The organism is Dyella choica, from assembly GCF_003977665.1.
Lineage (GTDB): Bacteria > Pseudomonadota > Gammaproteobacteria > Xanthomonadales > Rhodanobacteraceae > Dyella_B > Dyella_B choica.
Genome location: NZ_RYYV01000007.1, coordinates 255,665 through 269,899, shown reverse-complemented (window position 1 = coordinate 269,899; position 14,235 = coordinate 255,665). Strand labels below are relative to the sequence as shown.

The 14,235-nt window shown below is 60.9% G+C and carries 13 protein-coding genes; 8 read left to right on the top strand and 5 right to left on the bottom strand.

Annotation, left to right across the window (positions count from 1 at the left end):
• The first annotated feature begins 119 nt into the window (after positions 1 to 119).
• Positions 120 to 434 (top strand): PAAR domain-containing protein, encoded by a 315-nt coding sequence (locus EKH80_RS11865; RefSeq protein ID WP_230473636.1) that lies wholly within the window; start codon positions 120 to 122, stop codon positions 432 to 434.
• A 4-nt stretch (positions 435 to 438) separates the two neighbouring features.
• Here EKH80_RS11865 and EKH80_RS11860 read toward each other — a convergent pair whose 3' ends face one another.
• Entirely contained in the window at positions 439 to 960 is a 522-nt protein-coding gene (locus tag EKH80_RS11860) for a hypothetical protein (protein ID WP_126684966.1), read from the bottom strand.
• 4 nt (positions 961 to 964) lie between these two features.
• Complete coding sequence (locus EKH80_RS11855) at positions 965 to 1,684, bottom strand: alpha/beta hydrolase (RefSeq protein WP_126684965.1); 720 nt, start codon at positions 1,682 to 1,684, stop codon at positions 965 to 967.
• A 203-nt stretch (positions 1,685 to 1,887) separates the two neighbouring features.
• Here EKH80_RS11855 and EKH80_RS11850 point away from each other — a divergent pair, with 203 nt between their 5' ends.
• The 5 genes from EKH80_RS11850 to EKH80_RS11830 all read left to right on the top strand — a co-directional run bounded on the left by EKH80_RS11850 (position 1,888) and on the right by EKH80_RS11830 (position 9,413).
• A complete protein-coding gene (locus EKH80_RS11850; protein ID WP_126684964.1) occupies positions 1,888 to 3,720 on the top strand; it encodes a type VI secretion system Vgr family protein in 1,833 nt (610 codons plus the stop codon).
• 9 nt (positions 3,721 to 3,729) lie between these two features.
• A complete protein-coding gene (locus EKH80_RS11845) occupies positions 3,730 to 4,254 on the top strand; it encodes a DUF6931 family protein (RefSeq protein WP_126684963.1) in 525 nt (174 codons plus the stop codon).
• 410 nt (positions 4,255 to 4,664) lie between these two features.
• Positions 4,665 to 7,121 carry a GH92 family glycosyl hydrolase gene (locus EKH80_RS11840; protein ID WP_126684962.1) on the top strand — a complete coding sequence of 819 codons (2,457 nt, stop codon included), beginning with the start codon at positions 4,665 to 4,667 and terminating at the stop codon, positions 7,119 to 7,121.
• Positions 7,122 to 7,294: 173 nt separating this feature from the next.
• Entirely contained in the window at positions 7,295 to 8,881 is a 1,587-nt protein-coding gene (locus EKH80_RS11835) for an FAD-dependent oxidoreductase (protein WP_126684961.1), read from the top strand.
• Entirely contained in the window at positions 8,871 to 9,413 is a 543-nt protein-coding gene (locus tag EKH80_RS11830) for a hypothetical protein (RefSeq protein ID WP_126684960.1), read from the top strand. The genes EKH80_RS11835 and EKH80_RS11830 overlap by 11 nt, the downstream gene beginning before the upstream one ends.
• Positions 9,414 to 9,475: 62 nt before the next feature.
• On the opposite strand, the gene bla is transcribed toward EKH80_RS11830, so the two are convergent.
• Complete coding sequence (gene bla / locus EKH80_RS11825; protein WP_126684959.1) at positions 9,476 to 10,345, bottom strand: class A beta-lactamase; 870 nt, start codon at positions 10,343 to 10,345, stop codon at positions 9,476 to 9,478.
• Positions 10,346 to 10,533: 188 nt separating this feature from the next.
• On the opposite strand from bla, the gene EKH80_RS11820 reads away from it, so the two are divergent.
• A complete protein-coding gene (locus EKH80_RS11820; RefSeq protein WP_126684958.1) occupies positions 10,534 to 11,346 on the top strand; it encodes a DoxX family membrane protein in 813 nt (270 codons plus the stop codon).
• A gap of 57 nt (positions 11,347 to 11,403) precedes the next feature.
• On the opposite strand, the gene EKH80_RS11815 is transcribed toward EKH80_RS11820, so the two are convergent.
• Entirely contained in the window at positions 11,404 to 11,934 is a 531-nt protein-coding gene (locus EKH80_RS11815; RefSeq protein WP_126684957.1) for a Dps family protein, read from the bottom strand.
• A 174-nt stretch (positions 11,935 to 12,108) separates the two neighbouring features.
• Here EKH80_RS11815 and EKH80_RS11810 point away from each other — a divergent pair, with 174 nt between their 5' ends.
• Positions 12,109 to 13,977 carry a potassium transporter Kup gene (locus EKH80_RS11810; protein ID WP_126684956.1) on the top strand — a complete coding sequence of 623 codons (1,869 nt, stop codon included), beginning with the start codon at positions 12,109 to 12,111 and terminating at the stop codon, positions 13,975 to 13,977.
• Here EKH80_RS11810 and EKH80_RS11805 read toward each other — a convergent pair.
• On the bottom strand, positions 13,974 to 14,180 hold the full coding sequence (locus tag EKH80_RS11805) for a hypothetical protein (RefSeq protein WP_126684955.1): 207 nt from the start codon (positions 14,178 to 14,180) through the stop codon (positions 13,974 to 13,976). The two genes, EKH80_RS11810 and EKH80_RS11805, sit on opposite strands and share 4 nt — an antisense overlap.
• Between the last annotated feature and the right edge of the window lie 55 nt (positions 14,181 to 14,235).

Here is a 14,235-nt window from a genome sequence, read left to right as displayed (position 1 = left end):
CCCGCGGTATTTTCAACGCCAAAAGCGGGTCAGGCGTAGTTCTATCCAAAGAGGTCGCGGACGCATTGGGCGTCGATTCGTCCCCTATGCCAAGTTTGTCCGACGCACTTTCTTCCGGCATGACGCTGGCCCCGATCGGCATGGGGCGCCCCGCCGCGCGTCTGACCGATATGCATACCTGCCCTATGACCACCGGGCCGGTACCGCACGTCGGAGGCCCGATCTGCGCTCCCGGCGCACCCAAGGTACTGATCGGTGGCTTGCCCGCGGCACGCGTTGGGGATATGGCGATATGCGTGGGGCCGCCGGATTCCCTGTCGGCTGGCTCATCCAAAGTGAAAATCGGCGGTCAGCCGGCTGCTCGATTGGGGGATGCAACGGAACACGGGGGCGTGGTCGTGCTTGGATCCTTTACGGTGTTATTGGGTGGTTGACCGGTTACCGGTTCACCTCGTCCAGCAAGACCTTGGCCGGAACCTGCATGGTCATCGAGTAATAGGGCGCATAGCCGGTGATGGTCATGATCACTTTGCACGGGATGCTGGAGCGACCTGCAAGCAGGCTGTTGACGTCCGTCTTGCTTAAAGCATGATCGGATGTTCCCCCATCCAGCGTTTCGCTGAAAGTCAGCTCTGATGAATAAGCGAATAAGGACTGCTGCCCTTTCCCTACATGATCTGCTGAATCGGTGATGCCTCGCATGAACCGTCGCAAGGAGAACGCATGATCGATGGAGAAATCCGTATCTCCATCGAGGGAGCAGATCAGCCAATGTCCTACGACGGGTAACTTGTCGGTATAGGAAGCAGCAAGAAAACCGGCTTTTGAATTGAACGTGAGTTTGTAGGTGTAGCTCGTCTTTTCAAACCGAACGAAACTTACGGCTGCGGGCGGCTCTTGCAGGTGCTTGACGCAGCCCGCGCAGCTCAGCATCAGCGGTATGGGCAGTAGCCATTTCATGCGATCACTCATCGGAGTCGATATCTGCCGGGGGCCCACCCGTGTTGCCCCGAATGGACAGGTACACCATGCCCGCCACCGACTTTCCGTCGCTGGCCGTGGTGTTGAACAGCCCTCCGGCGTCAGCGTGGTGCGTATTGGAATCTACATTGATATCGGGCCCGGACGGTATCACCCAGCGCTCGCCAAAATCCGCGACTCCATCTGACGCATCGGAGGTTGCCGGCGTCGCATGGACGTTGATCCAGAATTTGGCTTTGGGCGTGTTTTCCGGATGGAAAGGGATGGCGGAAAAAAGCTCGACCAGAAAACCTTTACCCACCGGATCAAGCGTCACCAACATCTGCACGTTGTAGCCCGCATCGACAAGCTTCCTCGAAAGATGCGCCCCGTTCCAGCCTCCCAGGCTGTGCCCGATGATATACACGGGGTTGGACCTCGTGGGAATGACATCGATGACGAACTTTTTTATGTCTGAGTCGCTGTGTATTTGGTAATACCCAAGGTCATACGACATATAGAGGTCTTTGCTTTTGAGACCACCTTCCCAATTATCGAGTATGGTTTTGGGTACCTCGATATTGTGATAGGGCCCCGCGCCGTAATAGGACTCCTTGTCGCCCGCGCCTCCAATAAAGAACGCTATGGCCTTTTGCGACTCGGTGGGGGCACCAGTACCCGTCGTTGGACCGCTTACTTCATATCGGGGATCAAACTCGCGCATATCGCTGTGCCATCCTTATGCCATTGTTGTGGGCCTTTTTGGGGAAAGGCGAAAACATGTCCACTCATCGTACGGCGGTGCCGAACCCGATAGGCCTCTCAGGCATCGACTCCCCTTGCCGGGTATGGTAGTGATCCCGTCGAAAAATGCTACCATCGGATCATCTATGGGGACGATATCTAATTTACAGGGAGCGTAGCCGCATGACCGTAGCCATGACGATCACCTCGGCCAAGTGCGACGAGTTGTATTTCATTGAATTGAACGCGGAAGAGCAATTAGGCGAACTCTTCAAGTTCCGCGTCAAGTTTGAATCCCAGGACCCTAATATCGACCTCAGCTCACTGCTCGGTTCGCCGATGACTGTGACGTTGACTACCGAGAACGGCTTCGTCCGCTATTTCAACGGGATGGTCTGCGAGGCGGCGCAGACCGGCGTCACATCGATCGAAAATCTGGTGTATGCGCAATATTCCGTCACGTTGGTGCCTAAGCTCTGGCTGCTTGGACAGATCGTGGATTGCCGCATTTTCACCAACATGACCACGTCGGACATCATCAAGCAGCTGTTGACCGAGTCCGGCTATAGCGACGTGAAGCTCAGCCTTACCGGCAACTACACTCCCCGCGAGTATTGCGTGCAGTACCGCGAGGATTGCCTGAGCTTTATCCATCGTCTGATGGAGCAGGACGGCATCTATTACTACTTCACCCATGACGAGAGCACGCACACCATGGTGCTGGCTGATGGTCTGGGCGCTCATTCCGCGACAAATGGCTTCGCCCTGGTGCCCTATGCATCCCAGGTCGATAGCGTGCTGCGTAAACAGGCGACGATCAACAGCTTCGCTTCGGCGCGGGGCGTGGATGCGGCCACCTTCAAGCTGACCGACTACAACCCTTTGAAGCCGAAGGCATCGTTGCTCTCGTTGGATACCACCGAGGGCCATCAGCCGGAGGTCAGCTACAGCGTCTTTGATTTCCCAGGCGCACACGGTGACGCGGCCCTGGGCCAGCACTATGCCAACGTGCGCGCCGAGGCGTTTACCGCTTCCCGCTCGAAATACATGGCGAGGACCGAGGCTTGCAGTGCGCAGATAGGCGGCCTTTTCACTCTGACTGATTTCCCGCGCCCGGAACTCAACCAGGAATATCTGATCATTGGGACCAAGACGTATATGCATGGCGGTGGCCGTGCTTCGGGTAGTGGCAGCTCGCAGTCCTTCCAGTGCTATTTCGACGCGCTCGAAAGCCGCATTCCTTTTCGCAAGGAAATCGAGACCGAAAAGCCGAAGATCGTTGGCCTGCAGACCGCAGTGGTCACCGGCAGCGAAACCGAAGAGGATATCGCGGTCGATCAATACGGCCGAGTGGAGGTCACTTTCCACTGGAACATGCCGGACAAGAAAAATGCCAAATGCTCCTGCCCGGTACGCGTGGCGTCGTCTTGGGCCGGCAAGAATTGGGGCGCTGTCAGCATTCCGCGCGTAGGCCAGGAAGTTGTGGTGAGTTTTCTGGAGGGTGACCCTGAACGCCCGTTGATTATTGGTAGCGTCTACAACGCCAGCAACATGCCGCCATACAGCCTGCCCGACAACAAGACCCGCAGCGGCGTCATCAGCCGCAGCCTGCTTGGCACGGCAGCAGACGCCAATGAATGGCGTTTTGAAGACAAGAAAGGAAGCGAAGATTTCTTCATGCATGCACAGAAGGACATGCATCAAGAGGTTGAAAACGATCTGGTGGTTACTATCGACCACAACGAAACAGTCACTATCAAGAGCGACCGCTCGCATTCGATAGGCAACAACGACACGCAGAACGTCAAGCAGAACTACACCCTGACCGCGGGCTCACAGCTAAAGCTGGTTTGCGGCTCGGCAAGCATCACCCTGAAGAGCAGCGGCGAGGTCGAGGTCAACGGCGTCAACCTCACGTTCAACGGACAATCGCAGGTCGGCATCAAGGGGGCGATGACCAGCATCGAGGGCAGCGGTGAGATGCAGGTTTCCGGCGGCCTCATCATGATCGGCTGAGGACGTCCCATGCTGACGGTCATGCAAGGAGCGCTGGATATGGAACTGTCCGCGCCCGCTTTGGGTTGCCTCCAATCCGGCATGGCTCCGCGGCCAGCCGTGCGCACTTTGCTCGATCGCGGACATAGCTTTGACGCTTTGAAGCTGATAGCGCGACTATTGCCAAAGGTCTACGTGGTGGCCTGGTTGTGCGACTGCACGCGTGACATTCCGCTGGAATGGAATGATCGGGCTGGTGTGGCCCTGGCGAATGCGTGGGTGCGCGAACCGAATGAAACGCATCGTTATGCAGCGCTGAATTTCTGGACGGCGGACCCAAAGCGCACCCTTGGTGCCTGGTTGGCCGCTGCGACGGGCTGGTCCGGCGGAAGCCTAACGCCGCCTGGGGCGGCGGAGGTGCCGCCGCCGGACAAAATGACCGCGCTAGCGGCCATGGCGGTCATCAACAAATTGTCCATGTTGGATAGCGCGACCTTTGAAAGCCGCCGCGAAGCTTTTGTAGAGCGGGTCATTCATTTGTTGCCCAACGCGTAGGCCAGCGCGCAAACCTTCAGATATCCCCACTTCAAGGCGGCCGCCACAGCTTCGATGCCAACTTTCGAGGTGCTCGGTGCGTCCGTGGTGACCCACCTTGATAGCTGTGCCTGCGACAGGGTTATGTGGTCGCGACAAGAATAGGGAAAAAACGACACCGTATAACAACACCGGCAATCGGGCGGCAGCAGAATCATTTTGCATCGCCGCAAAATTTCGATAAAAGTGTTTGATATCAGCCAATTGTATTTGGCAAAGAAAAATTTGGATCGAGGCAAATTTTTCGTTTACAGTCGCCCGGTGGGCAGGGCTCGCCATCGGGCCGCTGCTCTCTAGCAAGTGAGTGCGTTGCGCACGCTATGCGTTGACGCTCCACTTCACCACAACAAGAACATCCGGGGAGTAGCAGCATGGTGTCACGTAGACGGTTCCTGCAGGGCATGGGTGCGCTGGCCGCGATGGGTGGTCCGTTGCCCGCGCTAGCCAGGCTGGCTGACAGTCCCGCAGCACGCTCCGCACGCGCGACAGGTGCGGCGGCGAAGGCCGGTGGCGTATCGCGGTATGTGGATGTCTTTGTCGGCACCGGTGGCCACGGCCATATGTATCCGGGTGCGACGATGCCGTTCGGCATGGTGCAGTTGAGCCCCGATACCAATGACACCGGCTGGGATGCGTGCTCGGGCTACCATCTGAACGACGGCTCGATCATGGGTTTTTCGCATACCCATCTGAGCGGCACTGGCGCCTCGGACATGCTGGACGTGCTGGTGATGCCGGCGCAGGGCGAAGTGCTGCTGCAGCCGGGTGAGCGCGGTTTGCCGAACGTGAACTATCACTCGCGTTTCGATGGCGCGGCCGGCTCCGGACCGCAGCTGACGGAGCAGAGCAAGGCGCAGCCTGGGCATGGCTATCGTTCGCGCTATACGGCGGAGCACGCGCATCCTGGCTACTACAGCGTGCACCTGACCGATCACGACATTCTTGCCGAACTAACCGCGACGACGCGTGCGGGTCTGCACCGCTACACCTTCCATAAGGCGGGAAGCGGGCATCTACTGCTGGATTTCACGCATGGCTACCATTTCGGCAAGGACCCGCTGAAGGTCAGCGACGTGCAATTGCGCCTGGTCGGCAATGACACGATCGTCGGCGGACGACGCGCCTATGAATGGGCGCCGGGGCGCTATCTGTATTTCGCACTGAGGGTTTCGCGGCCGTTCTCACAGGCCACGCTGTATTCAGAGGATGTCGCCGCACCCAGCGGCACCGGCGAGCTCAAGGGCATGCATCTGAAGGCGGCGTTGCACATCGATGACGTGGCGAAGGAACCGCTGCTGGTGAAGGTGGGCATTTCCGCCGTGGATATCGACGGCGCGCTGCGCAATCTCGAAACGGAAATCCCCGGCTGGGATTTCGGGCAGGTGCAACAGGCCGTCGCCGATGCATGGGAACACGAGCTCAGCCGCATCCGCGTGCAATCTTCTTCGGAGCGCACGCTGAAGGTGTTCTACAGCTCGCTGTATCACACCATGCTGGCGCCGACGCTGTTCAGCGACGTGGACGGACGATATCGCGGCATGGACTTGGGTATCCACCAGTTGCAGCAAGGACAGCACAACTACAGCACCTATTCTTTGTGGGACACTTATCGCGCGCTGCACCCGCTGTACACGCTGTACCAGCCCGACCGCGTGCCGGACCTGGTCAACGGCCTGGTGCGCATGGCCGAAGAAAGCCCGGAGGGTCCGCCGGTGTGGCCGCTGCAAGGCGTGGAGACCGGCTGCATGATCGGCTACCACTCGGCCGTGGTGATTGCCGAAGCGCAGGCGAAGGGCTTCACCGGCATCGACTACGCCCGTGCCTGGCCGATCTACCGCAAGCGCGCGATGGAGGACGATTACCGCGGCCTGGCTTATTACCGCAAACTCGGCTACATCCCCAGCGACAAGGAAGGGGAAGCGGCCAGCAAGACGCTGGAATACTCCTACGATGACTGGGCCGTGGCGCATATGGCCGATGCGGCGGGAGAAAAAAGCCTGGGCGATGCGCTGCGTCGCCGTTCGCGCAACTACCGCCATGTGTTCGATACCAAGATGAACTTCGTGCGCCCGCGTGGCGAACACGGCGAATGGCTGGAGCCGTTCGATCCGCGCGGCATGGGCCACTCGCAGCAGTGGCGCGACTTCACTGAATCCAATTCGTGGCAGGCCACGTTCCTCAATCAACACGACCTGTACGCCTACATGGGCCTGTTCGGCGGCCCTGAGGTGTTCGAGCGCAAGCTGGACGAGTTGTTCACCACCAGCTCCAAGCTGCCAGCCGATGCGCCACCGGATATTGCCGGCATGGTGGGCCAGTATGCGCACGGCAACGAGCCCAGCCATCACATGGCTTACCTGTATGCGTACACCGGCGCACACCACAAGACGCAGGCACGCGTACGCATGCTGGTGGAAACGATGTACCCGCCCGAGCCGGATGGCCTGGCCGGCAACGAAGACTGCGGCCAGATGAGCGCGTGGTACATCATGAGTGCGCTGGGCCTGTACGCGGTCGATCCGGTGAGCACGAACTATGTGTTCGGCAGCCCGATCCTGGATCACGCGGAAATTGCGCTGGGCGGCGAGCGTAAGCTGGTGATCCGCACTTTCAACAATGGGTCGAATCGTCCTTACATCCAGTCGGTCACGTGGAACGGCAAGCCGTGGACGAAGAGCTGGATCAGCCATGCCGAGCTCACTGCCGGCGGCGTGCTGGAGTTCCACATGTCGGAGTCGCCGAACCTGCAATTCGGCGCGAAGCTGGAAGACCGGCCACCGTCGTTCGGCATGGCGGCGAGCGAGGTGGTGGCGATCGACGCAAGCTGAAAGCGTGGGCCGGGATAACTATCCCGGCATCGCGCAGGTGCGGAGACGGCAGTGCTGGGTTTGCAACCCAGCCTACGACGGCCGTATGGAAGTGCGCGGCGGGCGAGATCCGGTCCGCTCGATCCATGGAGTAGGCTACAAGCTGCGATAGAGAGCCTCACGAGGTGGACACGATGCGCTGCGATGTCCTGATCGTCGGAGCAGGCCCGACCGGGCTGGTGCTGGCGTTGTGGCTGACCAAACTCGGCATTCGCGTGCACATCGTCGACAGGACTTCCGCACCGGGCACGACTTCGCGCGCGCTGGCGGTGCAGGCGCGTACCCTGGAGCTTTACCGGCAGCTCGATCTGGCCGACGCGGTGGTGGCCGGCGGTCACCAGGTGCCCGCGATCAATCTGTGGGTGAAAGGTGCCAAGAAAGCCCAGGTGAAGTTTACGACACTCGGTTCGGATCTCACGCCGTTCCCGTTCCTGCACATCTTTGCGCAGGACCAGCACGAACGCCTGCTGATCGAACGACTGGAACAGCTGGGCGTCGCCGTGCAAAGGCAGACCGAGCTGGTTCGCTTCAGCGACGAGGGCCATCGCGTTGTGGCCTATCTGCGCGGCCCCGATGGCAGCGAGCAGGTCTGGGAAACGCAATATCTCGCCGGCTGCGATGGAGCGCGTTCGCGCGTGCGCGAATCCCTCGGGCTGGGTTTCCCCGGCGGTACCTACAAGCAGGTGTTCTATGTGGCCGACGTGGATGCATCCGGGCCAGCGCTGGATGGGCAGTTGCACGTCGATCTGGACGAAGCGGATTTCCTGGCCGTTTTTCCCTTGGGCAGCACCGGCCGCGCGCGCCTGATCGGAACGGTGCGCGACGAGCGCGCCGAACATGCCGAAATGCTGCGCTTCGAGGATGTGAGCGACCGCGCCATCACGCATTTGCAGGTCTCCGTGCAGCAGGTGCATTGGTTTTCCACCTATCGCGTGCATCACCGCGTGGCCGGGCAGTTTCGTCATGGCCGCGCGTTTGTGCTGGGCGATGCGGCGCATATCCATAGCCCCGCCGGCGGCCAAGGCATGAATACCGGCATCGGCGATGCGGTGAATCTCGCCTGGAAACTTGCCGCTGTCCTCGCCGGCCAAGCGCCTGACGACCTGCTCGACAGCTATGAGGCGGAGCGCATCGGATTTGCACGTCGCCTGGTCGCTACGACCGACCGTATATTCAGCTTTGTCAGCGCCGAGGGCCGGATGGCCGACATCGTGCGCACGCGACTGGCGCCCGCAGTCATTCCGGCCGTCCTTCATTTTGAAGGCCTACGTGGGTTTCTGTTTCGCACCGTGTCGCAAATAACCTTGAATTATCGCGGCTGCCCGCTGAGCACTGGTTCGGCCGGCGACGTGCACGGCGGAGATCGCCTGCCATGGGTGGCGGTGGGCGGCAACGACAACTTTGCCAGCCTGACATCCATGCTGTGGCAGGTTCATGTGTACGGCCGTGCAAGCCCGGCGCTGTGCGAGTGGTGCGCTGATCGCAACCTTTCGCTGCATGTCTTCGAATGGCTGCCACAGCACCAGGTTGCCGGCCTTGCGCGCGACGCGCTCTATCTCATTCGTCCGGATACCTATGTAGCCCTGGCCGATCCCGCAGGAAGACCGCAATCCCTAGACATTTATTTTACCCGTCACGGCATTAAGCTGAGGACCAAACGCGCGATCCCCGCCGCCCAATCCGATCGCGCTGCGCAGTCAGGGGATTTCCATGAATCCTGAAGAATCCGTGCGCACCAAGCGGTCCGCATCGGCCAGCGACGATACCATCGGTACTTCAACCAAGGCAGCGAGCGTCGTCGTCGCGCTCGGCGGCTGGGCGTTGGGTATGTATACCGGCTTCAATCTGCTGGTGCCCTTGGTGGCAAGCACGGTGGTGTGGTTGGCGGGCAAGAGGCTTTTCAGCGCACCGAAGCAGATCATGCTTCCGGCGTTCTGTGTGCAGGCCGGACATCTGGTGTGGTTCGTACTGGGCATGGCCATCAGCCGGCAGCTGCTTGGGGCCAGCCTGATCGATATCGTGCTGCTGTCGATCGGATTGACCTGGCTGGGGATGCGTCCGGGCAGGGTTGCGCTATACGTGCTGACCATCTACCAGCTGCTGTCGTTGCCGTACACCTTGTTGCAGTTTTCGCAGACGGATTTCGGCAGCCCGCAAAACAAGGTGTTGCTGGTGCACTGCATCTGGCGGTGCCTGGCGTTGTTTTACATGGTGCGCATGTATTACCGCATGGGCAAGCCGGAGCGTTCGTAGGTTGGAGCGCAAAACCCCAACATCGCAACGCGTGCGGAGGATGCTCGGGTTCACAACCCAACCTACATGATCGCTGCCATGATGCGGCCTACCGAGGCCAGTACGGCACTGCGTTCATCTATGTCCCGCGCCGCATTTTCATAATATACGGCCGCCAGTAGCGGCTTGCGTCCCGGCGGCCACAGGATCGCTACGTCGTTGGTCTGGAAGTTGCCGCCGCCGGTCTTCTCCGCAATCTTCCAACCGGCTGGTACGCCTGCACGCACCAGCTTCTGGCCGGTGACCGCGCCGAGCATCCACTCGGTCAGCTGCTTGCGCGATGCTTCGGATAGTCCATTGCCCAGCAGCAGCTTTTGCAGGTTGCCCAGCATCGCGTTGGGCGTGGTCGTGTCACTGACGCCATCCGGAGCCGGCCGGTTGAGTTCCACTTCGTAACGATCCAGGCGAGTGAGCGGATCACCGAGCTGCCGCGCCAGGTCCGTAATCACATGGGGGCCGCCCAGGTGCTTGAGCAATACGTTCGCCGCGGTATTGTCGGTCACGCTGACCGCTGCTTTGCAAAGTTCGGCGATGCTCATGCCCGGCGGCCCGATATGCAGGCTGGTGACGGGCGAATGGTCGACGACGGCGTCCTTGCCGAACTCAAGACGTTTATCCAGTTGCTCCGTGCCGCGATCGACACGTGCCAGCACTGCGGCGGCCAGCAGCATCTTGAATGTGCTGCAGAGAAGAAAACGCTCGTCCGCGCGATAGCTCGCACGGCTTCCGTTCGCGGTATCCAGGATCGCCACGCCGAGGCGTCCGCCATATTGCCGTTCCAACGCCGCCAGTCGTGCGTTGGCGTCATCCGTGCCGGCCAGCAACAGCGAAGGGCTTAGACCCAACGCAGCCGCGCCGGCCAGCATGCCTTTGAGCAAGTCTCGACGATCCATGGCTTCAACTCCCTGAAAATCCGTGTAGCCGGATAGGCTAGCCACGCCGTCGGCCGCCAGGCTGCGAAAATCATGGCAAAACCGGGCAAGCGCTTGTCCAATGGCTTGCTCGGCTGCACTGCGATTGGCTCTTGCTCTGCGCGCCGTGGCGGTTTGAATGGACGTACCGACTTTTGGGGGAGACTTTTATGCGTACAGCCGATACCGGCCGCGTCGTGTTCGCTCTGGCGTTCCTGGCATTGGGCCTGCTCAGCCTGTTCTCACGGGACTTTGCTTCCGTGTGGCAACCCGTTCCGCAGGATCTGCCGGGCCGCGCATTGCTGGCGATGCTATCCGGCGCCCTCCTGACGGCAGGCGGCGCGGGACTGCTGCTGAAACGCACAGTGGTGCCGGCTGCATTGCTGATGATCGCCTACACGCTGTTGTGGCTGCTGGTGCTGCATGTACCCCGCGTGATTCTGGCGCCGATGCATGAAGTCACCTGGGGCGGCTGCGCTGAAATCCTCATGCTGGTGGCTGCGTGCGGGGTGCTGTATGCCTGCACGGCAACACCTTCGGACAAACCTTATTTTGCCGCGTTGGCCAGTGCGGATGCGCTGCGCCTTGCGCGTATCGCGTTTGCGCTGGCGCTACCGCTGATCGGACTGGAGCACTTGGTCTATGCGAAGGAAACGGCCGAGATGGTGCCTGGCTGGCTGCCCTTTCACATGGGCTGGGCGTACCTCACCGGCATCGCGCACATCGCCGCCGGCTTGGCGATTGCCTTGAATGTCTGGCCGCGGTTGGCCGCGACGCTGGAGGCGTGGATGATGGGCGGCTTCACCGTGTTGGTGTGGATTCCCATGGTGATGAACACGCCGTCGCAACGGTTCGCCTGGACCGGGTTGATGATTTCGGCGGTGCTCACGGCAGCCGGGTGGATCGTGGCGGCTTCGTACGGGGAGCTGCCGTGGCTTTCATTCAGCCAGCCGCGCAACGGGAAGGTTGGACTGGCGACTTGATCGTCACTTTTCGTCATTCCCGCTGCCGCGGGAATGACGGATAGTTGGGCGATGTGCCTACTCGGCACCGCGGCCCGTCTCGAACAGGAACCACACGCGCTTTTCGGCCTCGTCGATCCAGTTTTCCAGCAGGCTGGCGGTGGCCACGTCGTTGTATTCGTCGCACAACTCATGCGTCTTGCGCATGTAGTCGGCCAGGCGCGCATTGTCTTCGCGCAGCTCCGCCAGCATGTCCGCGGGCGTGACGAAATCCGCGTCGTTGTCGGCTAGCCGCTGATGGCGCGCGATGTCGCCGATGGAGCGCAAGCTGGTGCCACCGAGTTTACGCACGCGTTCGGCGATCGGATCGGTGGTGGCGTAGATCTCGTCGGATTGCTCGTCCAGCAGCAGATGGTAGTCGCGAAAATGCGGCCCGCTCATGTGCCAGTGGAAATTCTTGGTTTTCAGGTAAAGCGCGAAGACGTCGGCGAGCAGGGTATTGAGCTCGGCGGAAATATCGCGGCGTGCGTCATCGCCGAGCGCGCTCGGCGTTTTTAGCGGCGCCTTGCGCAATTGCTTGCCCTTGTCGGCCTTGTTGGCTTTGGCCATGGAGACTACTCCTTGCTGCGGGGTGGATGGGAGATGGGCTTGTAGGCAATAGGGGCCTGTGACCATAGGCCAGCCGGGCTAAGCAGGCAACAGGCGAGCGCGCCATTGCATGACGCCGATGTCATCATTCGCGGCTAGACTGCGCAGCAAGCTTTGGGAGGAGCCACGCAAGCCATGCCGGAAACCGCGACGATCTCGTTGAAAAAATCCGCTTTGCTCGGCGTGGGCGCGCTGGGCGTGGTGTTCGGGGACATCGGCACGAGCCCGCTGTATACCTTCAAGACCGTGCTGGACATGACCGGCGGGAATACGCCACAGACCATCCTCGGCGTGATTTCACTGCTGGTCTGGACCCTCATCATCATCACCTCGGTGAAATACGCCGGCTTCGCCATGCGCATCGACAATGACGGCGAAGGCGGCATCCTGGCCCTGATGGCCCTGCTCGGAGTGAAGCGGAACAAGCGGCCGGTGATCGTCGCGGCGGGGCTGTTCGGCGCCGCGCTCATTTATGGAGATGGGGCGATCACGCCGGCCATTTCCGTGCTATCGGCGCTGGAAGGGCTGCATATCGCCGCCCCTTCCCTGCAGCCTTACGTGCTGCCGCTGACGGTGCTGATCCTGTTGGGGCTGTTCGCGTTTCAGCCGATGGGCACGGCGCGGATCGGGCGGATGTTCGGACCGGTCATGGCCTTGTGGTTTCTCACCATGGCGGTGCTGGGGGTATGGGGCATCGCCAGGCATCCGGGCATTCTGTGGGCGCTCAATCCCTACTACGCGCTGCACTATCTGCTGCACGGAGGCAGCGGCGGCTTCCTGGTGCTGGGCGGCGTGTTTCTTTGTGTGACGGGCGCTGAAGCGCTGTATGCAGACATGGGCCACTTCGGTGCGGGCCCGATCAAGCTGGCGTGGTCGACACTGGTGTTTCCCAGCCTGGTGCTCAATTACGCCGGCCAGGGTGCGATCGTGCTGGCCGGGGCGCCGACCGAGGGCAATATTTTCTATCGGCTGTGTCCGACGGCGCTGACCTTGCCGCTGATCGTGCTGTCGACGGTAGCCACCATCATCGCTAGCCAGTCGATCATCACCGGCGCGTTCTCCATGACGCGCCAGGCGATCCAGCTTGGCTGGATGCCCCGGCTGAAGGTGTCACAGACTTCCGAGGAAGGTTACGGCCAGATCTACGTGGGGGCGGTGAACTGGCTGCTGATGCTGGTGACGATCGGACTGGCGCTGGGTTTCGGCAAATCCGACAACCTGGCCGGCGCCTACGGCATAGCGGTATCGGCGACCATGCTGATGACGACGGCGCTGCTGTTCATCGCCATGCGCGAGGTATGGAGATGGCCCATGCCGGCTTGCCTGGCGGTGGCGGGCGCTTTCTTCGTCGTCGATGCTTCGTTCTTCGCTTCGAACATGATGAAGCTGTTCGAGGGCGGTTACGTGCCGCTGCTGCTCGCGGCACTGGTGTACCTGGTGATGTACGTCTGGCATCGCGGCGTGATGGCAGTGGCCGCGCGCGCCAGCGAAGACCCGGTGCCGGTGGACGTCTTCCTGGATGAGCTTACACGCACCGGCGTTGCGCGCGTGCCGGGCACGGCGGTGTTCCTCACCCGCGCAAAGGCCATCACGCCGCCGGTGCTGCAATGGTACGTGAAGCACAGCAAATCACTGCACAGGCGCGTGCTGGCGGTGACGCTGGAGATCGCTTCTACGCCGTGGGTGGCGCCCAAGAGCCGCCTGAGCATGGCCGAGACCGGACCGAACTACTGGTCGATCACCGCCTCCTTCGGCTTCATGGAACGGCCGGACATGCCCGCCTTGATGACGCAGATCGCCACGCACGGCTGCCCCATTCATCCCGGTGAACTGACCTATTTCGTCGGCATGGAGAAGATCGTCGCGCGCGAAGACGGTCACGGTGTGCCGCGCTGGATCCGTATTCTGTACGCCATGCTGTTGCGCAACTGCGCGCGCGTAACCGACTACATGAAAATTCCCGCGTCTCAGGTCGTCGATATCGGCCGGCAAATTTCGATCTAATCGGGTTTATTCACGAAGATGAATGCCACGCCTGCCGTATGCTCGGGCGTGGCAGACATCTCATCGTCTCCTTTCATGGCATGGTCTTTGCCTTCCTGCTCATAGACAGCGCGGGAAAGTTCAAATCTCAGGCATTCGCGCGCACCTGCCAAAGATGCGGACCAGCCGTTTGCGGAAAGGAGAGGCACAGCCATGTCGGCCATGACGATTTGCAATGCGCGATAACGCTGGCCGCTTCGGCGGCGCCGGCGCGCGAAT